We start from the raw sequence: 26,880 nt of genomic DNA, 5'->3' as shown, positions 1-26,880 counted from the left end.
CCAGATGCTTATTCCAGATTCTTATTCAAGACTCAGCGCCCGTTTAACCGGCGCAAAACTTTTACGATGATGTTCCGTCGCACCTAGCAACGCCAGTTTTTCCAGATGCAGGGCCGTAGGATAACCCTTATGTTTCGCAAAACCGTAGTCAGGGAGCTGTTTATCCAGTTCTGCCATTTCTCTGTCACGTGTCACTTTAGCAAGGATTGAGGCCGCACTGATTTCGGCAACCAAGCTATCCCCTTTAACCACCGCTTGAGCTGGCATTGCTAATGCCGGGCAACGATTACCATCAATCAGGACGTAATCAGGCGTCATCACCAAACCTGCTACTGCCCGCTGCATGGCAAGCATTGTGGCATGGAGGATGTTGAGCTGATCGATTTCTTCCGGCTCTGCACGCCCAAGACTCCAACACAATGCTTTTTCTTTAATTTCTAAATACAGCGCTTCACGGCGTTTTTCTGTGAGTTTTTTCGAATCCGTTAAGCCTGTAATAGGCTTAGCCGGATCCAAAATAACTGCCGCAGTGACGACAGCCCCTACCAGCGGGCCACGCCCAACTTCATCAACACCGGCAATTAAATTCGCCTGAGGATAAACAAAATCCATTATCTTCTCGCTAATTCCAGAACAGCTTGAGCAGCCTGTTCATCAGCATCGCAACGAATGCTTTCATGTAAATGCAGGAACGTTTGTTTCAGTACTTCCACGTCAGCGCCACCTTGCAGAAGAGGCAACAGCGCCTGCGACAATGCTTGTGGTTCGCATTCATCCTGCAATAACTCTTTGACTAATTCTTTACCTGCCAACAAGTTAGGTAAGGAAACATATGGCGTTTTCACCAAGCGTTTTGCCAGCCAGAATGTAAAAGGTTTCATTCTATAGCCCACCACCATCGGGCATTTGGCCAACATACACTCCAGTGCTGCCGTTCCTGATGCCAGTAAAGTTGCGTCACTGGCAATCATGGCTTCACGCGCTTTTCCATCCAATAAATGGATTGGCAAATCCGGTGCAATTTCGTCTTTAATGCGCTGAAACTGTTCACGCCGTTTAGCATTCACCAAAGGAACTAATACATGCAGATCAGGCAATTCCTTCCGTAACAATTGTACAGTTTTTAAGAAATCAGCACTGAGCATCTCTACTTCAGCATTGCGGCTACCGGGCAGCACCGCCAGACAATGGGTATTCAATGGAACACCCAAAAATTCTCTGGCAGCGGCTTTATCTGTTTGCAGAGGCATTGCATCTGCCATCGTATGACCAATGAACCGGCATGGAACGTTAAACCGATCATAGAACGCTTTTTCGAATGGTAAAAATGCCAGTACCAAATCCGTTGACCGACCGATTTTAAACACCCGTTTGTGTCGCCATGCCCATACTGATGGACTGACGTAATGGATTGTTTTGAGTCCCTGCTGCTTAAGCCGCCCTTCTAGGGTGATATTAAAATCAGGGGCATCAATGCCAATAAATACATCCGGCCTTAAGGCAGTAAAACGCGCCGTTAAGTCTTTGCGTATTTTCAGCAAACGGGGCAAACGCCCCAAAACTTCAACAATCCCCATTACGGCCAGCTCTTCCATCTCATACCAGGCTTCACAACCTTCCGCCTGCATAAGAGGGCCAGCAACACCCACAAAGCGGGCATTAGGAATTTTTGCTTTCAATGCACGAATCAGCCCTGCCCCAAGAATATCACCGGATGTTTCTCCGGCGACCAAACCAATTGTCAGCGGGCGCTGATTGTCAACAGAAGAAAAGGTAGTCAAAGGAGTGTCCTTCATCTACTTAACGAATAATGCCACGGCTGGATTTTGCGGAATTTTCCAGAAAATCACTGAATACTTTCACGTGTGGGTTATTTTCCGCTTGAAGGCCAATTTCGTGTCTGGCTTCTTCCAACGTTTTTCCGCTGCGGTAAAGCGTCTTATAAGCGTTACGAATAGCATGCAGCGATTCTTTATCAAACCCGCGACGTTTCAAGCCTTCGATATTCAATCCGAAAGGTGTTGCATGGTTTCCTTGTGCAATAACATACGGAGGAACATCCTGAGCAACGCCAGAACAACCTCCAACCATGACATGGGAACCAATCTGACAGAATTGATGCACTGCCGTCATCCCACCAATAATGACGTAATCACCCAAAATGACATGACCGCCTAATGTGCCATTATTTGCAATGATACAACGATCACCAATGATGCAATCATGGGCGATATGAGCGTTGATCATAAGCAAATTATCACTGCCGACTTTGGTCACGCCACCGCCCTGAACAGTACCACGATGAATAGAGACACTTTCACGAATGCGGTTGCGATCGCCAATTTCAACGCGAGTCGGTTCACCTTGATATTTGAGATCCTGATTGACTTCACCAATGGAAGCGAACTGATAGATCTGGTTATCGCGACCAATCTTAGTTATCCCATTAACCACAACATGAGATTTCAGCTCAGTCCCTTCACCAATCTCGACCTGAGAACCGATATAACAAAATGGGCCAACGCGAACATTGGCACCAATAACAGCACCTTCTTCAATGATTGAAGAAGGATGAATAACAGCGGTCTGATCAATCATGGATTATTCCTCACGGCGGCGAGCACACATCATTTCCGCTTCGCAAGCCAATTCCCCATCGACTTTCGCTACGCCTCTGAAACGCGCAACACCGCGACGTTCTTTAATAAACTCAACATCCATCACCAATTGATCACCCGGCAGCACTGGGCGCTTGAATCGGGCACCATCAATAGCTGCAAAGTAATACAATTCACCCGGCTTAAGTGACCCTACACTTTTGAATGCCAGAATTCCGGTGGCTTGAGCCATTGCTTCAAGGATCAGAACACCCGGGAAAATAGGTTTACCCGGGAAGTGCCCCTGAAAGAATGGCTCATTGAACGATACATTCTTGACTGCGCGTAAAAATTTACCTGCTTCAAAATCCAAAACACGATCTACCAACAAAAATGGATAGCGATGAGGCAGTAAATCTAAAATTTCTTCAATTTGCAGAGTATGACTATTACTCATCTAAATACTCTTCCTGTCTATATAAGAATCATTGTATTAACGACACGGCCTGCGTTAACTCTAAATTTAGAGTTATCAGGCAGGCCGCAAAAATTAAAAGCACAACCAAAAATGCTGATTAAAAACGTCTAATCAAATGTAGTATGATTACTCGTTTTCACCTTCCAATCGGCGTTCCACTGACTTCAAGCGCTTGTTCATGTCATTGATACCCATGACTAAAGCGGCAGTCTTACGCCAAGTTTTGTTCGGTTGTAATGGGATACCCGACGAATAAACACCAGGCTCTGTAATGGGGCGCATCACCATGCTCATACCCGTCACGGTTACTTTATCACAGATACTCATGTGTCCATTAATAACACTTGCACCACCGATCATACAGTAACGACCAATTTTCAGGCTGCCCGCCATAATGACACCACCCGCCACTGCGGTGTTGTCTCCGATTGTCACGTTATGAGCGATCTGGCATTGGTTGTCTATGATAACACCATTGCCAATGACTGTGTTATCCAACGCACCACGGTCAATAGTTGTACACGCGCCGATTTCAACTTTGTTCCCAATGATTACAGTGCCTAACTGTGGGATTTTAATCCAATTTCCACGTTCATTGGCATAACCAAAACCATCAGAACCTATAACAGTTCCTGATTGGATCAAACAGGACTCACCCATTTCAACGTTATGGTATACCGATACATTGGCCCAAAGACGAGTACCCGCACCAATTCGTGCATTCTTACCAATAAAGCAACCTGCCCCGATGATGACATTATCACCAAGTTCAACACCAGATTCGATAACAGCATTTGCGCCAACCGCCACATTTTTGCCCAAAACCGCATCGGGAGAAATAACCGCTGATGGGTGGATATCCTGCGCAGGCTGTGGTGTTGTATCCATAATTTGCGCCATACGGGCATAGGCAAGATAAGGATCTTTGACAACCAATGCGGCAACCTTGCAGTGAGGAAGGTCGGCTTCACGTAGCACAACAGCCGCTGCCTGACACTCAACAAGTTTGTCAGTATAACGGCTATCAGATAAAAATGTAATTTGTTCGCTATTTGCTGACTGCATCGGTGCAATACCGGTGATGACGATATCGCCATCACCATGCAACTGCGCATTCAACTGCTGAGCGAGATCAGCCAATCGAATTGAAACCATCTACTTATTTAACCTGTTTCAGTACTTCTGCGGTGATATCTTTACCAGACGCAGAATACACAGCGGCATTCGCATCAAGAACAAGATCGTAACCTTCTTTACCTGCAACAACTTTAACCGCATCCTGAATACGGATCAGGATTTTGTTGCGCTCTTCCAATTGGCGACGACGGCTATCGTTTTCCAAAGATTGTGCTTTCTGGGCAAATTCATCACGTTTCGCCACAACTTCTTTTTCTAATTTTTCACGTTCACTGGCTTTCATAGTTGAGCCATCACGCTGCAATTTCTGGAGCTTGGTCTGCAAATCTGATTCCATGCGCTGCAATTCAGTTGTACGGCCTTTAAACTCGTTGTCCAACTGTTTTGCCACAGCTTCACGGGCTGGCAACTGTTGAAAAACTTCAGCAACATTCACTAAAGCGATTTTATCTGCTGCCTGAACACCCGCAGAGAACGCTAATGCCATACCCAGGCCTACTGCACATAATACTTTTTTCACTATAAACTCCTTTGACCCACGCTATTTTTACAAATTGGAAAATTTAGAGCTTACCCTATCAGGCTATTTTATATGCCAATCGGAATCTGGGACACCCTAAATGTCGCCCTATATAATAATAGAGCGATTTTTTACCAAAAAAGATTAATTATTACCAAGATCCGCCAATGTTAAACTGGAACTGCTCAGATCTATCACCTTTGTGATCCTTAATTGGCTTCGCATAAGAGAAGCTCAGCGGCCCTAACGGTGACAGCCATTGCAGAGCAATACCAGTTGAAACACGGATATTGTTTGGTTTGCTGTAGTCGGGCATCCCGTGAGTCTTAGCCCAATTAGTATCCCAACTCGTATCCCAAACCGTTCCCGCATCCACAAACAATGAAGTTCGAACGGAATTAGAATATTTAGCATCCAGGAACGGCGTTGGCGTAACCAGCTCGAAACTCGCAACCGCTACCGCGTTCCCCCCCACGGCATCACGGGATGGGTTATTTGTATCTAGCTCACCCTGGTTATTTAAATAAATAGCTTTCGGGCCGATATTATTCGAGCGGAAACCACGAACACTGCTAGGGCCACCGGCATAGAAATTTTCATAGAATGGTATTTCTTTGCCACCAAAACCACCACCATACCCCAGACGTGTACGTCCCATCATCACCCATGAATGATCATCATCAAGAGGATAATAACCTGTCGCGTTCCAAGTGATTTTATAGAACTGGTTGTCAGAACCAGGAATTGTCACCTTGGTATCCAGAGATGATCTGATACCTGAAGTTGGGAAGAAACCACGGTCAAGGCTGTTATAACTCCATCCCAATGTCAGAGATAAATCATTGGTATCGAATTTCGCCTTGTCATCATATCCCCGTTTTTTACCCATTTTATCCAGATAACGCCACATCGCGACTTGTGGACGCATGTTGGACAGGGAGTTATGTACATAGCCCAGTCTCAACGCCAGAGAATTATTTTCATTCAATGGGAAGCCGAGCACCCCCTCTGTACCATATGCTTTGTTGGTATAGTTCGAAAGGTCAGCATCATCAGCACGGAAGTCATTATAAAACACGCGACCACCCAAACTGACCCCATTGACGGTGAAGTAAGGATCGGTCATAGATAAATCAGCCGACGTTGAATAGTCATTTTTACTGGCGCTGATACCTACGGAGTTCCCCGTTCCCAACCAGTTATCCTGCTGAAGACCGATTTGGAAACTCACGCCACTTTCCGTACCGAAACCAACACCAAAGTTCATGGAACCGGTATTACGTTCTTTGACTTTATAAACGATATCAACCTGATCTGGGCTACCCGATACACGTTCAGTATCCACATCAACAGATTCAAAATAGCCGAGTCGATTTAAGCGTTCTTTGCCCTGCTCAACCTGATCACTACCTAACCATGCCCCTTCCATCTGACGCATTTCACGGCGCAGCACTGAGTCTTTACTAATATCATTACCTGTAAAGCGAATCTTGCGCACATAGAAACGGTTGCCGGCATCGACATTGACATGCAGCTTAACGGTTTTATCAGCATCATTGATTTCAGGTTGAGTCATTACGCGGGGATAAGCATAACCATAGCGACCAAGCAGATTTTTGATGGCGGTTTCCATCTTGGTCACTTCTGCACCGTTATATAATGATCCCGGCTCAATGTTAGTGAATTCCTGTATCTGTGACTGATAGCCAGCCAAATTACCGTTTAAATCAACATTTGATATTTTGTATTGATCACCTTCGGTGATATTGACGGTAATATAAATGTCTTTCTTATCTGGTGTCAGATTGACTTGGGTTGAATCAATGTTGAAACGGGCATAGCCTCGGTCAAGATAAAAACTGCGCAGGGTTTCAAGGTCACCAGATAGTTTTTGTTTCTGATATTTCTGATCAGCCGTCATGTTCCACCAAGGAACATCGTCCCTGAGCTGGAAACTATTCAGCAGCTCTTTGGTCGAAAAGGCTTTATTACCAACAATATTAATTTGTTGAATTTTGGCAGAAACACCTTCAGAAAAAACAAGTTTCAAGTCAACACGGTTGCGGGGCAGCGGCGTGACAACAGCTTTCACTGTCGCGTTGTATTTACCAACACTGTAGTAAAAATCTTCCAGCCCTTTTTCAATATTGGACAGCATAGTGCGGTCAAGGGCTTCACCAACACGAACACGCGACGCTTCAAGATTCTGCTTAAGCATGTCATCTTTCACCGATTTATTACCGGAAAAAGTGATACTGGCGATAGTCGGTCGTTCTTTTACCTGAACGACAAGTGAATTGCCATCACGTAAGACACGAACATCTTCAAAGTTCCCAGTTGAGAACAGTGCGTGAATCGTGCGACTAATATCTTCATCGCTAACCGTATCACCGACCCGAACTGGCATGTTCAGTAATGCTGCACCAACGGTGACACGTTGAAGACCCTCAAAATGAATGTCCTGAACTATGAATCCGTCTGAACCGTATGCAGTGGCGCTGCCGAACAGCAGCGACGCTATGAGCAACTTTTTCATCGCCATCGTTGTTATGCGTTTTCCTAACCGGTCTCCCGCCTTAAAAGCGGGAGAAATCATTGAAAAGTGCAAGCCCCATTAATAACACCAGCAATACAGCACCAATGCGATAACTGAAGTCTTGTACACGCTCGGAGACCGGCCCTCCCTTGATCTTTTCGATTGCAAGGAAAAGCAAGTGTCCACCATCTAGTACAGGTAATGGGAACAGGTTAATGATCCCAAGGTTGACGCTAATCAGCGCCAAAAACATCAAATAATACACCAAGCCAGAATCAGCCGATACTCCGGCACCTTTGGCAATGGAAATCGGGCCACTTAAGTTATTAAGTTTCACATCACCCACAATTAATTTGCCTAGCATATTGACGGTCAGCTTCATTAATTGCCAAGTTTTATCCCCTGCCTCATAAATGGCAGAAAAAGGCCCGTACTGTTGAACCACTTTGTATTCATCGGCCAATGGAATGACCTTCAGTTCAGTACCCGCAAATCCTTCCTCACGGCCATCGGATAATTTTTTGACCTCAGGAATCAGAGACAGGGAAATCATGCCTCCAGCTCTCGCAACGTCCAATTTTAGAGGAATATTGGGATTCTTCCTGACAAATGATGAAAAAGTGTGCCAGACATCTACATCCTGACCATTGACTTTAACGATTCTGTCTCCCGGCTGTAAACCGGCTTTTTCAGCAGGTGAAGCAGGGTAAACTTTCTCCACTTGCGAACTGATTCGCGGAACAACAGGCATGATGCCCAAAGACAGCAAAACGTCCTGCTTAGATGGGTCGAATGCCCATCCGCGTAAATCCAGTGTCTTTTGAATACTGTCAGTGGCATCCACTGGCGTAACATCCATGGATACAGATGCCTCACCCACTTTACTTACCATAGCAAGACGTACCGAATTCCAATCAGAGGTTTCGATACCATCAACAGCTTTTAGTTCCATTCCGGGCAAAATATTTGCCTGTGCGGCAATAGAATCTGGCTTAACATCCAACACCACAGGGCGTACAGATGGCACGCCAATCACAAAAACCAACCAATAAGCGATAACCGCCAGAATGAAGTTTGCAATTGGCCCGGCACTGATCACTGCCGCGCGCTGGCCGATGGTTTTATTGTTGAATGCCATATGACGACGTTCGGGCGAAACATCCCCCACCCGTTCGTCGAGCATCTTGACATATCCGCCAAGCGGAATAAGGGCAATAACGTATTCAGTCCCCTGTTTATCTGTACGACGCCAAAGCACTTTACCAAACCCGATGGAAAAGCGTTCAACGTAAATACCACATCGTCTGGCAACCCAAAAATGACCAAACTCATGCACTGTGATGAGAACACCCAACGCAATAATAAATGCAGCCAGATTCCAGAGAATATCCATTATGTACCCTCAGAGAGCAAATCCAGAAGAAATTAACATGACCAAACCCGCAAATACAGGGATGGCCGCTGTTAAGCTATCTACCCTATCCATGACTCCGCCATGTCCCGGAATCAATTGACTACTGTCTTTAATCCCTGATTCCCGCTTGAACATGCTTTCGGTCAGATCACCAAAGACCGAGGCAATAACGACCACCGTAGAAATCAACAACAAGTGTTCCGGCATTGCAGGTACGGGAGCAAATTTACCGAACAGCCATGAAATCAGTGCAGCAGTTAACAGCCCACCAACAAGCCCTTCAAGGGTCTTACCCGGTGACACTTTTGGTGCCATTTTGTGCTTACCCATAGTGCGGCCAAAAATATAAGCACCGGAATCAGCAGCCCATACCAGCAACATGACATACAGCAGCCACCATGCTCCATCATAGGTATTGTTTTCATAACCCTGGGTACGCAGTACCATCATTCCACAATAAAATGGCACGATAGTCAGAACGCCAAACAGCAGGCGCAAAACAACCGATGACTTCCAGACGGAAGCAGAAGCAGGGTAAGTAACCACCAATAAAATTGCGGCTACCCACCAAAGCATGCCTGCCCACAACAGATATACAATTTGCGGTTTTTCAATAAGATGAGAAAAATCTGACAAAGAGTATTGTAAAGCCAGTAATCCTACGGCACATAATACAGCCAGCGTAATACGTTTAGCTTGAGTGAAGAGACCAGCAAATTGCCCCCATTCCCATGCGGCAAGCGCTGAAACAGCAATGACAACCAATCCAAATCCTGATGGGGGAAGGAAAAACAATGCTGCTACAACAAGTGGAATCAATATCAACGTAGTTAAAAGACGGTACTTCAGCAAGTTCTCCTCCTATGATCCCACTTCGGCATCGTCTGGTGTTCCGCCAAATCGGCGTTCTCGTTTGGCAAAGGCATTAATTGCACCTTCAAAAGAAGTTTCATCAAAATCAGGCCAAAGTATATCGGTGAAATACAATTCTGCATAAGCTATCTGCCATAACAGGAAATTACTGATACGATGTTCGCCTCCGGTTCGAATGACCAGATCAACTTCAGGCTGCTGACTTAAATTAATGAAGCTACCTACTGTGGCCTCGCTGATTTCCTCAGAAACCAACTCATTTGACTTAATTTTTTCAGCTATTTGCTTAATACCCTGAACTAAATCCCAACGTCCGCCATAGTTAGCGGCAATATTAAGCTGTAATCCGGTATTGTCCGCCGTTAATTCAACTGAACGGCGGATACGCTCCTGCAACCGTGAGCTAAAGCGACTAATATCACCAATAACAGACAATTTCACATTGTGTTTATGCAGACTCTTTACTTCATTATCAAGAGCAAAAACAAACAGCTCCATCAATGAACTGACTTCCTGCTGTGGGCGATTCCAGTTTTCACTGCTGAAAGCATATAAGGTCAATGATTCAATGTTATGTTTAACTGAAAAACTCACGGCACTCCGCACAGCTTTAACTCCTGCGCGATGACCAAACACTCTTAATTTGCCACGCTTTTTTGCCCAACGACCATTGCCATCCATAATAATGGCGACATGTCTGGGCAACGTTGGCAATGAGTCACTATCACTGGGAGGTATCACTCAAAATAATCCTTAAATAACTAAGCTGGCTTTTCGATGAATTCAATCTATTCCAAACATGAAAAAGCCGTGTTACGTGTTAATGATTATCACGGCTACCACGGCTATTTCTGGCACGGCCTGAATGAAAGCCTTTGTCCTTGATATACACGATTGAAACGCGGATACCAACTAACTGAATTGGCTATTATAACAACTATAATTTACCCGCGAACTATATCATTTGCCAAAACGCAAACAAACACATACTTATTAACAAAATTCGCTATTTGGCAAAAATTCTGATGGTTTCTCTCGCCAAAATCCGTGCCGTATTGTCGATTTCTAAGACCTCTTCAATACTTTGAGGTTCAGATAAATTTAATTTTTCCACGACAAAGCGATTAATTGTCGCGATATCTGTGAAATGAATTCCATCTTTCAAAAAAACATCAACGGTTTCTTCGTTAGCTGCATTCAAGGCTGTGGTTGCTGCCTGACCTTGATTACAAGCTTCAATGGCCAATTTTAGACAAGGGTAGCGTTGATAATCGAGGGCTTCGAAGGTCAGCATGCTCAGCTCGGTAAAATCCAATGGTTTTGCGCCAGATGAGATACGATTAGGATAAGCCATTGCATAGGCTATTGGAGTACACATGTCTTGCGTTCCCAATTGTGCAATGATGCTGCCATCCTGATAGCGAACCATGGAATGGATGACTGACTGGGGATGTAACAATACTTCCATTTCATCGGCAGACGCATTGAACAGGTAACGCGCCTCAATATATTCCAGCCCTTTGTTCATCATGGTAGCCGAATCAACAGAAATTTTACGTCCCATTGACCAAATAGGGTGAGCACACGCTTCATCCGGCGTAACATGAGGTAATGTTTCTAACGGCGTTTTACGGAACGGCCCACCGGAACCGGTCAGAATAATGCTGGAAATGCCATAATCCTTCAAATTTACATTGCCGAGGTTATGTTGAACCGCTTCCGGCAAACTCTGAAAGATAGCATTATGTTCACTATCGATAGGTAACAGTTGCGCTTTATGCTGGACAACGGCATCCATAAACAGACGCCCACTGGTAATCAGGGATTCTTTATTCGCTAACAGAACCTGTTTTCCCTTACGGATAGCCGCCAATGTCGGTAATAACCCGGCCACCCCAACAATGGCAGACATGACTTGATCGACTTCTTCCAGTGCAGCTAAATCACAAATAGCATCTTTACCGAACAACACTTCGGTTTGACTTCCCTGCTCCTGCAATAACCGGCGCAGCCCCTGTGCGGATTGCTCATCTTCCATCGCTGCATATTGTGGGTTAAATTCCAGACACTGCTGTGCCATAACTTCAATATTTTTCCCGGCAGCAAGGGCGACTACCTTGAATTTTGTTGGGTTATTTCTGACAACAGAAAGCGTACTTTTCCCAATCGAACCCGTTGAGCCAAGAATAGTTAACCGTTTCATTTTTATACTCTGAATATACTACTGATATAAAATTGCAATAGTTTGAGCGGTACAGATCGCTATGTCCATCGCTTGAGAAAGAAATGTGATACGAAGTGTAATATCAAGAATAAGAACAACGCCGCAAAAATTGCGGCGTTGTTCTTATGAATTGTATTCCTGCATTAGCAATTAGAAATCCATCAATTCGGTTTCTTTATTTGCCAGTGCTTCATCAACCTTCTTAATGAAGCTATCAGTCAGTTTCTGAATATCATCTTGTGAACGACGCTCTTCATCTTCACTGATTTCTTTATCTTTCAGCAATGCCTTGACCTTATCATTAGCATCACGACGAATATTACGGATAGAGACACGACCCTGCTCCGCTTCGCCACGAACAACCTTAATGAGATCTTTACGGCGTTCTTCTGTCAGTGGTGGCAATGGAACACGGATAATGGTTCCGGCAGAAGATGGGTTCAGACCCAGATCAGAAGCCATAATTGCTTTTTCAACAGCCGCAGTCATAGAACGGTCAAATACGGTAATCGCTAAAGTACGTGCATCTTCTGCAACGACGTTAGCAATCTGACGCAGTGGAGTCGCAGCGCCATAATATTCAACGCTGATTCCATCCAACAGGCTAGGAGAAGCACGGCCAGTACGAACCTTGCTGATTTGGTTTTTCAGTGCTTCGACGCTTTTTTCCATGCGGTCTTGTGCGTCTTTTTTGATTTCATTAATCACGTTACAAACCCTTGGGAGATGTTATTTTTTAGGCCAAATGCGTAATGAGCAAATATCGAATCAAATACGCTAATGAATAAGTGGCCCTGTGTCATTAAATTTGGCGCATCAGGTCGCTGATCATACCGTCAAACTTCATCGGTGTCTCTGAGCATGAATTATAAAAAATCAGTTATTAGAAATCAGCGTACCTTCATTTTCCCCCATCACAACACGACGAAGTGCGCCTGGTTTGTTCATATTAAAAACACGAATTGGCAGGTTATGGTCACGAGCCAACGTAAAGGCCGCCAGATCCATCACCTTCAATTCACGCTCTAATACTTCCTGATATGCCAGCTCGTGGTAGAGTTCTGCTTCAGGATCTTTCTCAGGATCAGCGGAATAAACGCCATCAACTTTGGTTGCTTTTAACACAACATCCGCTTCAATTTCAATGCCACGCAGACATGCAGCGGAATCAGTTGTAAAGAACGGGTTACCCGTTCCCGCAGAGAAAATAACAACACGACCGTGACGCAGTAAGCTGATCGCTTCAGCCCAGCTATAGTTGTCACACACACCATTCAATGGAATGGCAGACATCAAACGAGCGTTCACATAGGCGCGGTGCAACGCATCACGCATCGCCAAGCCGTTCATCACGGTCGCCAACATGCCCATGTGATCGCCTACTACACGGTTCATACCTGCTTGTGCCAAGCCTGCGCCACGAAACAGGTTACCTCCTCCAATAACGACACCGACCTGAATACCCAGCTCAACCAGTTCTTTGATTTCCTGAGCCATGCGGTCTAAGACTCTAGCGTCGATACCAAAACCTTCTTCGCCTTGCAGGGCTTCTCCACTGAGCTTAAGCAGGATTCTCTGATATACGGGTTTTGCATTGGTTGCCATGGTGTTCAGTCCTAAGCAGATAAGGATTATTGAGGATTTATTACGGTTTATTCAATTACTACACATCCACGCACTATTCAGCCCAGATGTAAAAAACTCATGTCGAGATAAAACAGAACCGCCAATCGGCGGCTCCGTTTAAGAAAATTAAGACTGTTTGCTCATTGCAGCAACTTCTGCTGCGAAATCAGCTTCAACTTTCTCAATACCTTCACCAACTTCGAAGCGGATGAAGTTGATCACTTTAGCATTGTTTTCTTTCAGCAGATCGCCAACAGATTTGCTTGGATCCATCACGAAGTTCTGACCAGTCAGAGAGATTTCGCCGGTGAACTTGTTCATACGGCCAGAAACCATTTTCTCTGCGATTTCGCGAGGCTTACCAGACTGCATTGCGATTTCCAGCTGGATCTGGTGCTCACGCTCAACAACGTCAGCAGGAACGTCAGTTGGGTTCACATATTCTGGTTTGCTTGCAGCAACGTGCATTGCGATGTGCTTGATCAGTTCTTCGCTTGCGCCTTCAGCAGCAACCAGAACACCAATGCGAGCACCGTGCAGGTAAGAACCTACAGCTTCACCTTCCAGAATTTCAACACGACGGATGTTGATGTTTTCACCGATTTTCGCTACCAGAGTAGTACGCTGTTCTTCGAACTTCGCTTTCAGAGCTTCGATGTCAGCGTTTTTGTCAGCCATAACGGAAGCAATAACTTCTTTACCAAACGCCAGGAAGCCCGCGTCTTTAGCAACGAAGTCAGTTTCACAGTTCAGTTCAACGATACCTGCGAATTTAGCATCAGCAGCAACTTCAACCAGGATAACACCTTCAGCAGCAACACGGCCTGCTTTCTTAGCCGCTTTTGCCTGACCTGATTTACGCATGTTATCGATAGCCAGTTCGATATCACCATTTGCTTCAACCAGTGCTTTTTTACATTCCATCATGCCTGCGCCAGTACGCTCACGCAGTTCTTTTACCAGAGCAGCGGTAATGTCAGCCATTTGTTTTATTCCTCGATGTGTCTCGCGGGAAGATAATATTCCGCGGGGATAGTTCTATATCAGATATGTAAAGGGGGCCATAACAGGCCCCCTAACCAATATATTTCAATACCTGGTCAATAAGGGCTCAAGAATTGAGCATGCCTTATTATTCAGCGTCTACAAGGCCTTCTTCAGCCTGAACAGCCAGATCTTGAGAACGACCTTCACGAACAGCGGTAGCTGCAGCGGTCAGGTACAGTTTTACTGCACGGATTGCGTCGTCGTTACCAGGAATGATGAAATCAACGCCATCTGGATCAGAGTTGGTATCAACGATAGCGAATACTGGGATACCCAGGTTGTTTGCTTCTTTGATAGCGATGTGTTCATGTTCAGCATCGATAACGAACAGAGCATCAGGCAGGCCGCCCATGTCTTTGATACCGCCCAGGCTGTTTTCCAGTTTGCCAAGCTCACGAGTACGCATCAGCGCTTCTTTCTTGGTCAGCTTGTCAAAAGTACCGTCCTGAGACTGAACTTCCAGATCTTTCAAACGCTTGATTGACTGACGAACAGTTTTCCAGTTAGTCAGCATACCACCTAACCAACGGTGGTTAACGAAGTATTGGTCACAGCTCAGTGCTGCTTCTTTTACTGATTCGCTAGCAGCACGTTTGGTGCCAACAAACAGAATTTTACCTTTACGGGAAGCGATTTTGTTCAGCTCTGCCAGTGCATCGTTGAACATTGGAACAGTTTTTTCCAGGTTGATGATATGAACTTTGTTACGAGCACCAAAGATGAAAGGTTTCATTTTTGGGTTCCAGTAACGAGTCTGGTGACCGAAGTGAACGCCCGCTTGCAGCATATCGCGCATGGAAACAGTTGCCATTTTAGACCTCTATAAAGTTAATTGGGGTTATGCCTCCACAGATCCCATGACACCGACTCTTTGACTGCGGGTGATTCATATCAATGAATTAACCGCATTAGAGCACCCCGGTGTATGTGCCGATCCGTGTGTGTTATTTACACATAATGAGTTTATTTAGTATCCCTGCGAATTGCATCACATCAGAAACAATTACACAGAATACCGGCGCGCTTTATACCACAAACCACCACCATACTCCAACATTTGTTATAGCTTTCTGGTAGTCTGTCAGCCAACAGTTATTGGCAGACATTCGGTGGGCTGATACCATTACTGACAATATTTTTCCTTAGTTAATATCAAGTGGTCGGCGATTTTCCGACTTAAATGGACCCATTTCATGGCTATTTCTATCAAAACAGAAGAAGACATTCAGAAGATGCGTGTTGCCGGACGTCTGGCAGCCGAAGTTCTGGAAATGATTGAGCCTTATATCAAGGCTGGTGTTACCACAGGTGAACTTGATCGTATTTGTCACGAACACATCACCGAGAAGCAACAAGCTATCTCAGCGTGTCTGGGCTATCACGGTTTTCCTAAATCCGTGTGCATCTCCGTCAATGACGTAGTTTGTCATGGCATTCCGAGTGATGACAAGGTGCTGAAAGAAGGCGATATCGTCAATATTGATGTGACTGTTATCAAAGAAGAGTTCCACGGTGATACTTCCAAAATGTTCATCGTTGGTAAACCCACCATTCAAGGTGAACGCCTGTGCCGTGTGACACAGGAAAGCCTGTATCTTGCCCTGAAAATGGTTAAGCCGGGCATTCGCCTGCGTAGCATCGGTAAAGCAATTCAGCAGTTTGTGGAAGGTCATGATTACTCTGTTGTCCGCGAATACTGCGGCCACGGTATCGGTAGGGTCTTCCACGAAGAACCTCACGTTCTGCATTATGATGCCGATGATGGTGGCGTCGTCCTGCAAAAAGGCATGGCATTCACCATCGAGCCGATGGTAAATGCAGGTGATTTCCGCATCCGCACCATGAAAGATGGCTGGACAGTGAAGACCAAAGATCGTGGCTGGTCTGCACAGTATGAGCATACGATTGTCGTTACTGACACTGGCTGTGAAATCATGACATGGCGTAAGGAAGAAGAGTCTCATATCTCTGCGGTACTGGTGAACGCATAAGCACCTATTTGATGCCAGTCTAGCGGGTGAACGCATGAATGACACTTCGTTACCGACCAGCAAAAGGTATCGGTTATAAGTCAATTATCACCCTAATTAATGAAGCTCCTGCTCACTCCGCAGGGACTTCATTCTCTGGCAATAATCCCTGTTCATCTCACGCGTTTCTCAGTAATCTGGTCATTATGGTTTGTTTCCTCATGAGCTTTCTCATAATAGGTTTCCGCATATGCCAGCCGATATTTCCTTAGCACAAGCGCCCATTCCGCCCATTTCTCCTGTGGCGTTTTCCCACAACGATTTGCAACTTCCTGCCCTGAAACAACATATTGATGAATTTCAGCTATGGCTTGAACAGGCATTTAAGGCGGGCATTTCACCGAACGCACTGATTTATGCTCGCAGTGACTATATTGATCAGCTTTTAAAACGATTATGGCAGGAACAGGGATTTGACCAGATAGCCTCCCTTTCTCTGATTGCAGTAGGTGGCTACGGTCGCCGCGAGTTGCACCCTCTTTCCGATATTGATCTACTGATTCTCAGTGAATCGCCATTGAGTGAAGAACAATCCGCTCATATCGGAAAATTTATTACTCTACTCTGGGATATTCGTCTGGAAGTAGGCCACAGTGTCAGAACGTTCGAAGAGTGTAAACAAAAAGGGCTTGCTGATCTGACTATTGCCACAAACCTCATTGAAGCCCGTTTAATTGATGGGGACTTACCTCTGTTTCTACGCTTGCAGGAATATATTTTCAGTGATGATTTCTGGCCATCAGCCCGATTTTTCTCAGCTAAGCTCACTGAGCAACAAGAACGTCATCAGCGTTATCACAGCACCAGTTACAATCTGGAACCCGATATCAAAAGTAGTCCGGGTGGCTTACGCGATATTCACACGTTACTCTGGGTTGCTCACCGCCATTTTGGGGCAAAATCGTTAGATGAAATGGTTGGTTTTGGCTTTCTGACTCAGGAAGAGCGCAACGAATTGAACGAATGCCAGAATTTTCTCTGGCGTATCCGTTTTGCGCTTCATTTGGTCGTTACCCGCTATGATAATCGACTGTTGTTTGAACGTCAGGTCAGCGTCGCCCAATTGCTTGGCTATGAAGGTGAACGCAATCAGCCTGTCGAACGGATGATGAAAGATTTCTATCGCATGACCCGTCGTGTCAGTGAACTGAATAACATGCTGCTGCAACTGTTTGATGAGGCCATTCTGGCATTGCAGCCCAATGAAAAACCGCGTCCCTTGAACGCTGAGTTTCAACTACGAGGAAACCTCATCGATTTAATTGATGAAACACTGTTTAGCCGTGATCCCACGTCAATTTTGAAAATGTTTTATCACATGGCTGAACATCGTGAAATCAAAGGCATCTATTCCACAACATTACGCCAGCTTCGCTATGCCCGTAGAAACCTGACAACTCCCTTGTGTGATTTACCCGAAGCACGAAAGATTTTCATGGATATTCTACGCCATCCCCGTGCAGTCGGAAGCGCCCTGCTCCCGATGCACCGGCATAGCGTGTTAGGCGCTTACATGCCGCATTGGAGCAACATTGTCGGCCAGATGCAATTTGACCTTTTTCATGCGTATACGGTTGACGAACATACCATTCGGGTACTGCAAAAACTGGAAAGCTTCGCTGACGAAAACAACCGCGTGATTCACCCCCTATGTGTCGAGCTTTACCCACGCCTTCTTCAGCCAGAACTCTTACGGCTGGCAGCTTTTTTCCACGATATCGCCAAAGGACGTAATGGTGACCATTCTGAACTTGGGGCCAAAGATGCTTACTTATTCGCACAACAGCATGGTCTGACAAACCGCGAAGCAGAATTAGTGGAATGGCTGGTTCGCGACCATTTGCTGATGTCAGTCACTGCTCAGCGGCGAGATATTCAAGATCCGGAGGTTATCCAGCAATTTGCCAGTGTAGTCAAAAATCAAAACCGCTTAAATCATTTGGTCTGCCTGACCGTTGCTGATATCTGCGCGACTAATGCCAAACTTTGGAATAGTTGGAAGCAAAGCCTGATACGTGAACTCTATTTCGCCACTGAAGCCCAATTGCGCCAAGGCATTCAGAATATCCCTGATTTACGGGAACGTGTCCGTAACAACCGATTACAGGCATTAGCTCTGCTGCGGCAAGAAAATATTGACGAAGAACGATTACATTATATCTGGGGCCGCTGCCATGCCGATTATTTTTTACGTCATAGTCCCGATCAATTAGCCTGGCATGCCAGCCATCTCATCCACCCTTTCTCTGCAGAACCGATGGTTTTGATCAGCACCGCTTTTTCTCACGGCGGCACAGAGATTTTTATTTGGTGCCAAGACAGGCCTTCTCTTTTCGCTGCCGTTGTCGGGGAATTGGACCGACGCAATTTAAGTGTTCATGATGCTCAAATCTTCACTAATCGTGATGGGATGGCGATGGATACATTTGTCGTTTTGGAACCTAACGGTCATCCATTGTCTCTTGATCGCCACGAACCAATCCGTCGGGCCTTACTGAAAGTCGTGAATGATCCTCATCCTAAAGTACCAAAGGCGCGTAATCTGCCTTCTAAATTACGTCATTTCAATGTGCCAACCAAAGTGAGTTTTTTGCCAACAAAAAATGTTCGTCGCTCCTATATGGAATTAATTGCGTTAGATCAGCCCGGATTATTGGCACGGGTAGGCAATATTTTCGCTGAATTGGGTGTTTCCTTACATGGTGCGCGCATTACTACTATTGGTGAACAAGTTGAAGATTTTTTTGTACTGGCAGATAAAGAGCAAAACGCATTACATAAAAAAATCAGGGATGAATTATCAGAAAGGTTGACAGAAGCCCTCAACACACGGGATAAACTATAGCAAAATTCCCTTAACAGAAATTAGGAACCGCATAATTATGCAGCAATTACAAGCTACTATCGAAAGTGCGTTTGAAAATCGCGTAAATATCACACCCACTACCGTTGATGGAACGACTCGTGATGCCATTAATCAAATCATCCAGATGCTCGATAACGGCAAACTGCGCGTCGCTGAAAAGATCGATGGGCAGTGGGTCACTCACCAATGGCTGAAAAAAGCCGTGTTGCTCTCCTTCCGCATTAATGACAACCAAGTCATGGAAGGTGCTGAAAGCCGCTATTTCGACAAAGTACCCATGAAATTTGCTGATTATGATCAGGCTCGTTTCGAAAAAGAAGGATTCCGCGTCGTTCCTCCTGCGGCTGTCCGTCAGGGTGCGTATATCGCCCGTAATACTGTGTTAATGCCATCTTACGTCAACCTTGGTGCTTATGTGGATGAAGGCACGATGGTAGATACTTGGGCAACTGTCGGTTCTTGTGCACAGATCGGCAAAAATGTTCATTTATCTGGCGGCGTTGGTATTGGTGGTGTGTTGGAACCATTACAAGCCAATCCGACCATCATTGAAGATAACTGCTTTATCGGCGCCCGCTCTGAAATCGTGGAAGGCGTTATCGTAGAAGAAGGTTCTGTGATCTCAATGGGTGTCTACATCGGTCAGAGCACTAAAATCTATGATCGCGAAACCGGCGAAATTCATTATGGCCGCGTACCAGCAGGTTCTGTTGTGGTTTCCGGTAATTTGCCTTCGAAAGATGGCAGCTACAGCCTGTATTGCGCCGTTATCGTGAAAAAGGTTGATGCCAAAACGCGTGGTAAAGTGGGCATTAATGAATTGCTGAGAAATATTGACTAAATATTAAAGCTGCTTTTAATAAATAGCAGCAAGCCTCCTTATAGCGGGTGGTTTGCTGCTACGGCTTGAAAAAAGACGGAACTTATTCAATCTCAGGCAGCTTTTTTACCTTTTGAACAGGCTTTCATAATTCTTTCGGTAACATCCTGTTCAATCTTTATTTCAAAATCGGTAAATAAAGCAATTGGTTTGACATTTTTTCCATTTTTTTCCAACCGAACAAAACCATGCCGATTAAGTGTTTTTAACGTAGTTGATAAATTGCTAGGTTTTCTCCCCGAAAGCCCGGAAAGTTCGGCTATGGTCTCTGGCTTCTGCTCATCCATCATACGAAGTAAAGCGATATTATTTTCACTCAACACCTGAGCCAGCGCTATCATGGAGGTAAACCAGACCTTGGGTTCATCTGAAAGTGGTTTATATTCCCCTTTAGCTATTGCCAATATACGCTTACGAATAAGTTCTTCATTCATTACGCCGATGAGTGCTTTCATTTTACTAACCTCTGGATTCTCTCTCAGCTATGACCTCGTCAATTTTAGCAAAAAAGTCTTCAATTAATTGATAAGGTGACGTGAACTCGTATGGTACTCCTTTATCATGCGAGTTTCTGTGCATATGATCGTATACTATACGCCCCTTATATTTCCCTTTCTTAGACGCTGAAATGGCATGTGCGTTGTCCATACCAAACACTCTGGTATTGTGTTTGTCATGTAATGTCAGGTTATATCTGATTCCATGAGGTATCATTTTTGTTTTACTGACTGTCCACGCCTTTATTTCCCACCAATAACCATCATCCCTATTAACTCGTTGGCAATGAAGATCTAATAAGATCTCTAGTCCATGTTCATAATCCACGATCAAGGCCTCGTCATTGTTATGAGCTAATCATATGTATATTTATGCGGAGTTTCAAGCAGCATAGTTGCGCTAATTTTTGTGTAGCTCCCCTCAATCGCCATTAACCGATTGACTTTTAACAATTACGAAATGGATAATAAATCCACTATTTATTTTGCCTTTTCCATTTCATTTAGGTGACTAGGTGACGCGCTATGTACGATAATTTGAAAAGTTTGGGGATCACGCATCCTGAAGATATTGATCGCTATAGCCTCCGTCAGGAAGCTAACAACGACATTCTGAAGATTTATTTCCGCAAGGACAAAGGCGAGTTCTTCGCCAAGAGCGTTAAATTTAAGTACCCACGCCAGTTGAAAACCATCTCTGACGATAATTCCGGGCAAGGTTACAAAGAAGTCAAAGAGATCAACACCAACCTGCGTTATGTGATCGAAGAGCTGGATCAAATTTGCAGACGTGACCAGATCGAAGTGGATTTGAAACACAAAATCCTCGACGACTTACGTCATCTTGAGCATGTTGTTGCCAATAAGATCGCAGAAATCGAAGCAGATTTGGAAAAGCTGACCCGTAAGTAATCACGTCAGCAATATCACAGCACCGCTTATCCTCCTGCATTTCAATTTTTTGATGTTTAAAGCTTTTTATGTTTTAAACAAGGTAAAGGTATAAGCGGTGTGACAAAGCACTTCCCTACAGCAAAGTTCCCCACTCCTCAATCCAGCTCTGGGCGAAGACTTCAGGTTCAACTACCTCAATAGCATCAATCAGCAGCATATCCCCGATTCGTTTGGCTCCCTGCTCCTGTAACAATTTATCAAAGGTACGACCGCCACCACAGAAAGTGTCGTAACTACTGTCACCCAGCGCAATTACGCCATAACGCAAATCGGGCTGATAGCCCAACTTATCATTCAACTCTACATAAAGCGGCTGGATATTATCAGGCAGATCGCCTTGCCCTGTCGTCGAAGTGACGACTAAAACAATTTGTTGCAGATACTCTCGCCATTGCTCTAAGGTTGCATCTTCAAAGATCTCAACCTCATGCCCTTGCTGTCTTAGGATCTGCTGTGCTTCTTCTGCAACTGCCAGCGCATTGCCATAAACTGTACCAACGAAAATACCAATCTTTGCCATAAATATTGATCTCTTTAATCGGTTTGATACTACGTTCATTTATGAGTAGTTAAACATTCCAAATCAGGCACAATACCCTGCCAGCCAAATTGTTCAAGCAAATGCTGCCACGATAGATCCCACCGGGCGGTTAAAAGAAGATCTTCTCCTGTCACGGGATGCCTGAGCCGAAGGTGGCTGGCATGCAGCATTAATCTGCCAGTCTGATAATATTTAGCAACTCCTCGATTTTGCCGCAAATCGCCGTGCGTGGTATCCCCGATGATGGGGTGCCGAATATGTGCCATATGACGTCGCAATTGATGCTTACGGCCTGTTTTGGGCATCAGCTCCAACAGGCTGAAACGTGATGTCGGGTAACGCCCTATTTCAACCGGACACTCAACTTTTGCCAATGAACGATAATACGTAATTGCTGACTGCGCTTCCCGATCTGTATCAGCAAATTTATCCGCAATTTTGTCCAACTGTTCCATTAAGGCGTAGTCGATAATATCATCACCTTCAACATAACCTCGCACAACAGCATGATACGTTTTTTGTATATCGTGGAATTCAAATTGTTGTGCAAGTGTTCTGGCCACTTCACTTGAAAGCGCCATTAATAAGACACCAGATGTCGGCCTGTCCAAACGATGGACAGGAAAAACATGCTGCCCTATTTGATCGCGCAGCGTCTGCATCACAAAAACAGTTTCATGGCGCGCCAGCCAACTGCGATGGACTAACCAACCCGCGGGCTTATTCACCGCAACAATATGTTCGTCCTGATAAATAATATCCAGCATATCAAATGTCCTGCGTAAACAGGTTGTCCAATGCCCGTAAGTGTTCAAGCAAAGGTAAATAACGTTCTGTTTCTTCTTTATAAACTTCCTCAAAATACGGGGCGATCGAAAATGCCGTCGGCAAGTTGGCTTTTTGTTCTATTAAGGCGCGCATTCTTGGAATTAATACCCATTGTAGCCACTCTTCCGCTGACATCGTATCAATGGAAAAAGGCTCGGTGCTTTCAAAAGATTCTGGTTTAGGGGGATAATTCTGCCATAAGCCTGCCGCTTTCATGGTGACTTCAATGGACTGTAATTGATTTAGAATTTGTTTCTCGATACTCATGATTTTTCGTCTGATGCTTAGCTGTGGCTCAGATGACAAAAGCTGCCACCATGTCATTGGAACATAAGAGTATCATTGATACGATTTCAGCGGAAAACTTACGATAGGATAAAATGAAACAATCATCACCTCTTGAAGAGGTGGTTTAAGGATGATAAAAAAAGAGGAGAGATAAAATCCCTCCTCTTAATTTATCTGTCATAGCAATCCTGCTAAATCAATCGCTTCCTGCTCATTCCCTGACAAAAATACATCCTTGTCTGTCATCCTTTACTTAATCGTTGTACTGCTCAATTATTATACTGATAGTATCCGGCGATAATGGCATTTAGCGATCCTGCCTTTACCTAACCTTCCCTGAACCATCTTCCCGATGGGTTTATTCCCTGGTTATTGTTTTGCTGTGATTCCTTACGGAATAGTAAAAGGATCTATGATTTGGGTGGCTGGAACAAGCAACTGAACAGGGACAGTCAGTGCTATGGTAAAAAGGATACTGCTGTCACATTCTGTATGATATTGATATAAAATAGAAATAATTTCACACACTAACATTCACATTGTGATTAAAAGAAATATCTCACGTACCATGTGAGATATCTCTTACAAAAGATCAAACCAATCTCTGCAACTAACTGCACACAACGGGATTGATAACTGAAAGGAAACTTGCCAGATTTGCAGATAACATTGTCCTCTCGTTACTGCCAAACTGCTCCAGAATCACCTGCCCGGTCAGATTACATACAGAAATCAGCCCCATATCGGAATCAGTCGTGCCAATAAATACGGTTGGTGAGAGCTTTAACCGCTTCTGTGTGACAAGATGACCAATCAGATTTTCCTGTAACCGAATAAAATCATCTTCACTCCATACCTGAATCAAACTGAAATTCTGCCCTTCAAAACTGGCCGTCATATCACCCGCAAGCTGCGTCACATAGTAATCATGGATAGCACTTTGCAAACAGATATCCAGCGCTGTTTCGACCTTCTGGAGTTTTTCCCGGACAGAAAACGGCCGGGGAAGCCAATACACTACACCATCTCCGGTACGTTCAATACAGGGTGAAGGTATGCCATACAGATCGCTGCTGGCTGGCGGAAAACCTGTTTTCTCCTGCCACAATTCAACATAGCGTTGGGTGAAACCAGAGAGTGCTTCTGTCACATTAGCTTCTGTCACATTAAAGGTCATATGATTATATCATCCATCATTTTCAGGTTTATGATGTTATCCTGCTTATTCCTATACGTTTTTTAGCAAAATAACAACCGAAGAGTGATGTTACCATTTTTATCAAAAAGTGTTGATATGACTTCCTTCATCTGAATAGCTGTCATCTATTCCAATAAATGCTAAGAATTAGATTATTCTCGTATCTGACCTACAACACTCTCTATTATCCTCATCATTAACCCATATTATTTAATTTCAACAAAATTTATGTTTTCTGAGTTTCTTCACAAATATGAAATTTAAAGCATTTAATGACGACTATATGTCACATCATATCGCATCAAGTAACTATCAGAGATAAAATAAATATTAACAGATGATTCCCACTGTCTAAACGCGGAATGACCTTTTAATTTTCATAGTAAATAATCCCGTAATAAACGGATTCAGTTTTAAATTCATATTAAAAAACCCAAACCTCACAAAATAAAAATTAAGGCAACAAATAATGACCACATCAAATATAAATCGACAAGATGAAAATCACTTACAAGATAACATTATTCCTGAACCAAAATATCACTTGCCTAATTTTCCTGACAATATTATCTGGAAAAATTTAAACTTTAAAAATTGGTCAGGAGAAATTCAGGCTCACAATGTACCATGCTGTATACCTCGTTCTGCTGAAGAGGTTATTTTGGTCGTCAATTGGGCATGGAAGGAAAATTATAAGCTAAGAATTGTCGGACAATCTCATAATTGGTCACCATTAATTCTGGAATCAGGGCAAAGCTTCAAAAATCGTATGATGTTGATGGATCTCTCTGCGCATTTTACTCACGTCAATATCGAACATCGTTCCCAATTTTCTATCGTAACCGCACAAACAGGTATATTGATGGAAACGCTAATGACTCAAATGGAGGATCAAAATCTTGGTTTCACCGCAACGCCTGCTCCTGGTGATTTAACATTAGGGGGCGTTCTCGCGATAGGCGGGCATGGAACTGCCATTAAAGCAGTGGATGAAACGCCACTTCCCGGGCACACATACGGCTCTCTGAGTAACACAATATTGTCCCTGTCTGCTGTTGTGTGGGATGCAGCAAATCAGCAATATACTATCAAGCATTTTGAGCGAAGTGATCCAAATTGTGCACCACTATTAACCCACTTAGGTTGTTCCCTGATTTTAGAAGTCCAGTTTCAGGCTGGTAAAAATCAACGCTTACGCTGCCAAAGCTTCACTAATATCCCTGCGGCTGAATTATTTGCCGATTCCGAATTTCCAGAAAGCAATCGGACTCTTAGTCATTTTCTGAATAAAAGCGGTCGGGCTGAGATTATTTTGTTTCCTTTCACAAACTTCCCATGGTTAAAAGTCTGGAGTGTGGCACCAACCAAACCGGCTGCCAGCATTGAGGTTAAAACACCCTATAACTATCCATTTTCCGATAATATCTCACCAGCCATATCAAATATCGTGAATGACATTCTTTCCGGCTTCCCTGCAATAACGCTTCTGGTCGGTGAGATGCAATATCAACTGGTAAATACCGCTTTACAAGGTCATGGAAAAGATATTTGGGGTTGGAGTAAAAACCTATTGTTGTATGTAAAACCCACAACCCTGCGTGTTACAGCAAATGGCTATGCGGTATTAACGCGCCGTGCTGATATCCAGCGCGTTTTGAATAAATTTTATACCGAATGGCAAAAATTAATGCGTGAATTTGCAAATCAGGGACGATATCCCATCAACGGTCCTATTGAAATCAGAGTCACTGGCTTAGATGATCCTGCCGACGCCCTACATGAAAAGGCGGTTGTTCCCAGTTTATCTGCTATCCGTCCCCGTTTAGATCAGCCTGAATGGGATGTTGCAGTCTGGCTCGATATATTGACCTTTCCAAACACACCTTATGCCATTGAATTTTGCCGTCAATTTGAACAATGGTTATTTAAAGAATTTGATGGTTCTTATGCCTCAGCCCGTGTTGAATGGAGTAAGGGTTGGGCTTATGGCACCAACGTTGCGTGGGAAGATAAAGAAGTTTTAACCAAAATAATTCCAGCTTCATTCACTGATGGATTGCCTGCCGATAACAATTGGGCTTCAACAATTTCTGCATTGCAGAAATACGATCCACATCACGTATTCAGATCACCTTTATTAGATAAATTACTTTCTGAATAAAGTCATCTTAACAAATAGTAGATATATTTTTATATCTACTATATTCATTGGCTTTCAACTTATAATTTCGTTAGTTACACGATTCTTCACAATGACATGACAACCACATCATGAGTTATGCTTTCTGAGACTTAACGTCCTTATCATCATGCTGCATCTGAAATCCATTGGGTATGACCATAAAA

At 44.2% G+C, this 26,880-nt stretch carries 26 protein-coding genes; 5 read left to right on the top strand and 21 right to left on the bottom strand.

What is annotated here, in order from left to right; all coding sequences use genetic code 11:
- Nucleotides 1-21: 21 nt before the first annotated feature.
- The 15 genes from rnhB to rpsB all read right to left on the bottom strand — a co-directional run bounded on the left by rnhB (nt 22) and on the right by rpsB (nt 15,263).
- Nucleotides 22-612: a ribonuclease HII gene (gene rnhB / locus Xenpb_RS14105; RefSeq protein WP_187654900.1), complete on the bottom strand. Its 591-nt coding sequence runs from the start codon at nt 610-612 to the stop codon at nt 22-24.
- Nucleotides 612-1,796 carry a lipid-A-disaccharide synthase gene (gene lpxB, locus Xenpb_RS14100; RefSeq protein ID WP_187654899.1) on the bottom strand — a complete coding sequence of 395 codons (1,185 nt, stop codon included), beginning with the start codon at nt 1,794-1,796 and terminating at the stop codon, nt 612-614. The genes rnhB and lpxB overlap by 1 nt, the downstream gene beginning before the upstream one ends.
- A gap of 4 nt (nt 1,797-1,800) precedes the next feature.
- Nucleotides 1,801-2,598, bottom strand: coding sequence for an acyl-ACP--UDP-N-acetylglucosamine O-acyltransferase (lpxA, locus tag Xenpb_RS14095; RefSeq protein WP_187654898.1), 798 nt, complete (start codon nt 2,596-2,598; stop codon nt 1,801-1,803).
- A gap of 3 nt (nt 2,599-2,601) precedes the next feature.
- Nucleotides 2,602-3,054: a 3-hydroxyacyl-ACP dehydratase FabZ gene (fabZ, locus tag Xenpb_RS14090; RefSeq protein ID WP_099114051.1), complete on the bottom strand. Its 453-nt coding sequence runs from the start codon at nt 3,052-3,054 to the stop codon at nt 2,602-2,604.
- 147 nt (nt 3,055-3,201) lie between these two features.
- Entirely contained in the window at nt 3,202-4,230 is a 1,029-nt protein-coding gene (lpxD, locus tag Xenpb_RS14085; RefSeq protein ID WP_187654897.1) for a UDP-3-O-(3-hydroxymyristoyl)glucosamine N-acyltransferase, read from the bottom strand.
- 4 nt (nt 4,231-4,234) lie between these two features.
- Entirely contained in the window at nt 4,235-4,732 is a 498-nt protein-coding gene (gene skp / locus Xenpb_RS14080) for a molecular chaperone Skp (protein WP_187654896.1), read from the bottom strand.
- Nucleotides 4,733-4,883: 151 nt separating this feature from the next.
- Nucleotides 4,884-7,274, bottom strand: a complete 2,391-nt coding sequence (gene bamA, locus Xenpb_RS14075) for an outer membrane protein assembly factor BamA (protein ID WP_187654895.1) — start codon at nt 7,272-7,274, stop codon at nt 4,884-4,886.
- Nucleotides 7,275-7,308: 34 nt separating this feature from the next.
- Complete coding sequence (gene rseP, locus Xenpb_RS14070) at nt 7,309-8,664, bottom strand: sigma E protease regulator RseP (protein WP_187654922.1); 1,356 nt, start codon at nt 8,662-8,664, stop codon at nt 7,309-7,311.
- 6 nt (nt 8,665-8,670) lie between these two features.
- Nucleotides 8,671-9,534 carry a phosphatidate cytidylyltransferase gene (gene cdsA / locus Xenpb_RS14065; protein ID WP_187654894.1) on the bottom strand — a complete coding sequence of 288 codons (864 nt, stop codon included), beginning with the start codon at nt 9,532-9,534 and terminating at the stop codon, nt 8,671-8,673.
- A gap of 9 nt (nt 9,535-9,543) precedes the next feature.
- Nucleotides 9,544-10,296, bottom strand: a complete 753-nt coding sequence (gene ispU / locus Xenpb_RS14060; RefSeq protein WP_187654893.1) for a (2E,6E)-farnesyl-diphosphate-specific ditrans,polycis-undecaprenyl-diphosphate synthase — start codon at nt 10,294-10,296, stop codon at nt 9,544-9,546.
- Nucleotides 10,297-10,561: 265 nt separating this feature from the next.
- A complete protein-coding gene (gene ispC, locus Xenpb_RS14055; protein ID WP_187654892.1) occupies nt 10,562-11,758 on the bottom strand; it encodes a 1-deoxy-D-xylulose-5-phosphate reductoisomerase in 1,197 nt (398 codons plus the stop codon).
- Nucleotides 11,759-11,929: 171 nt separating this feature from the next.
- On the bottom strand, nt 11,930-12,487 hold the full coding sequence (gene frr / locus Xenpb_RS14050) for a ribosome recycling factor (protein ID WP_187654891.1): 558 nt from the start codon (nt 12,485-12,487) through the stop codon (nt 11,930-11,932).
- A 168-nt stretch (nt 12,488-12,655) separates the two neighbouring features.
- Nucleotides 12,656-13,384, bottom strand: a complete 729-nt coding sequence (gene pyrH / locus Xenpb_RS14045) for a UMP kinase (protein ID WP_099114043.1) — start codon at nt 13,382-13,384, stop codon at nt 12,656-12,658.
- A 147-nt stretch (nt 13,385-13,531) separates the two neighbouring features.
- The gene (gene tsf, locus Xenpb_RS14040) at nt 13,532-14,389 is read right to left on the bottom strand and encodes a translation elongation factor Ts (RefSeq protein WP_187654890.1); all 858 of its coding nucleotides are present in this window, start codon (nt 14,387-14,389) and stop codon (nt 13,532-13,534) included.
- Between the two features lie 148 nt (nt 14,390-14,537).
- Nucleotides 14,538-15,263, bottom strand: coding sequence for a 30S ribosomal protein S2 (rpsB, locus tag Xenpb_RS14035; protein WP_187654889.1), 726 nt, complete (start codon nt 15,261-15,263; stop codon nt 14,538-14,540).
- A gap of 382 nt (nt 15,264-15,645) precedes the next feature.
- Here rpsB and map point away from each other — a divergent pair, with 382 nt between their 5' ends.
- From map to dapD, 3 genes are all read left to right on the top strand, one after another.
- Nucleotides 15,646-16,443: a type I methionyl aminopeptidase gene (gene map, locus Xenpb_RS14030; RefSeq protein ID WP_187654888.1), complete on the top strand. Its 798-nt coding sequence runs from the start codon at nt 15,646-15,648 to the stop codon at nt 16,441-16,443.
- 229 nt (nt 16,444-16,672) lie between these two features.
- Nucleotides 16,673-19,327: a bifunctional uridylyltransferase/uridylyl-removing protein GlnD gene (gene glnD / locus Xenpb_RS14025; protein WP_187654887.1), complete on the top strand. Its 2,655-nt coding sequence runs from the start codon at nt 16,673-16,675 to the stop codon at nt 19,325-19,327.
- A 37-nt stretch (nt 19,328-19,364) separates the two neighbouring features.
- Nucleotides 19,365-20,189 carry a 2,3,4,5-tetrahydropyridine-2,6-dicarboxylate N-succinyltransferase gene (gene dapD / locus Xenpb_RS14020; RefSeq protein ID WP_187654886.1) on the top strand — a complete coding sequence of 275 codons (825 nt, stop codon included), beginning with the start codon at nt 19,365-19,367 and terminating at the stop codon, nt 20,187-20,189.
- Nucleotides 20,190-20,281: 92 nt separating this feature from the next.
- Here the strand turns inward: dapD and Xenpb_RS14015 are convergent, their stop codons facing one another.
- The gene (locus tag Xenpb_RS14015) at nt 20,282-20,683 is read right to left on the bottom strand and encodes a MarR family transcriptional regulator (RefSeq protein WP_099114037.1); all 402 of its coding nucleotides are present in this window, start codon (nt 20,681-20,683) and stop codon (nt 20,282-20,284) included.
- A gap of 4 nt (nt 20,684-20,687) precedes the next feature.
- The gene (locus Xenpb_RS19695; RefSeq protein ID WP_368666828.1) at nt 20,688-21,053 is read right to left on the bottom strand and encodes a DUF6516 family protein; all 366 of its coding nucleotides are present in this window, start codon (nt 21,051-21,053) and stop codon (nt 20,688-20,690) included.
- 197 nt (nt 21,054-21,250) lie between these two features.
- Between Xenpb_RS19695 and Xenpb_RS14010 the strand changes: the two genes are divergently transcribed.
- The gene (locus Xenpb_RS14010; protein WP_187654885.1) at nt 21,251-21,637 is read left to right on the top strand and encodes a DUF3461 family protein; all 387 of its coding nucleotides are present in this window, start codon (nt 21,251-21,253) and stop codon (nt 21,635-21,637) included.
- Between the two features lie 115 nt (nt 21,638-21,752).
- Here Xenpb_RS14010 and Xenpb_RS14005 read toward each other — a convergent pair whose 3' ends face one another.
- The 4 genes from Xenpb_RS14005 to syd all read right to left on the bottom strand — a co-directional run bounded on the left by Xenpb_RS14005 (nt 21,753) and on the right by syd (nt 24,513).
- Complete coding sequence (locus Xenpb_RS14005; RefSeq protein WP_187654884.1) at nt 21,753-22,199, bottom strand: flavodoxin; 447 nt, start codon at nt 22,197-22,199, stop codon at nt 21,753-21,755.
- A gap of 35 nt (nt 22,200-22,234) precedes the next feature.
- Nucleotides 22,235-22,987 carry a tRNA pseudouridine(65) synthase TruC gene (truC, locus tag Xenpb_RS14000; RefSeq protein WP_187654883.1) on the bottom strand — a complete coding sequence of 251 codons (753 nt, stop codon included), beginning with the start codon at nt 22,985-22,987 and terminating at the stop codon, nt 22,235-22,237.
- Between the two features lies 1 nt (nt 22,988).
- On the bottom strand, nt 22,989-23,315 hold the full coding sequence (locus Xenpb_RS13995) for a YqcC family protein (RefSeq protein WP_187654882.1): 327 nt from the start codon (nt 23,313-23,315) through the stop codon (nt 22,989-22,991).
- Nucleotides 23,316-23,946: 631 nt separating this feature from the next.
- Nucleotides 23,947-24,513, bottom strand: a complete 567-nt coding sequence (gene syd / locus Xenpb_RS13990) for a SecY-interacting protein (protein WP_187654881.1) — start codon at nt 24,511-24,513, stop codon at nt 23,947-23,949.
- Nucleotides 24,514-25,003: 490 nt separating this feature from the next.
- Here syd and Xenpb_RS13985 point away from each other — a divergent pair, with 490 nt between their 5' ends.
- The gene (locus Xenpb_RS13985) at nt 25,004-26,695 is read left to right on the top strand and encodes a cholesterol oxidase substrate-binding domain-containing protein (RefSeq protein ID WP_187654880.1); all 1,692 of its coding nucleotides are present in this window, start codon (nt 25,004-25,006) and stop codon (nt 26,693-26,695) included.
- Nucleotides 26,696-26,880 lie beyond the last annotated feature (185 nt).

Source organism: Xenorhabdus sp. PB62.4, from assembly GCF_014467285.1.
In the GTDB taxonomy this organism is placed as follows: Bacteria; Pseudomonadota; Gammaproteobacteria; order Enterobacterales; family Enterobacteriaceae; genus Xenorhabdus.
The sequence above is the reverse complement of the archived record's forward strand: the minus strand, read 5'-3'. Positions and strand labels throughout refer to the sequence as shown.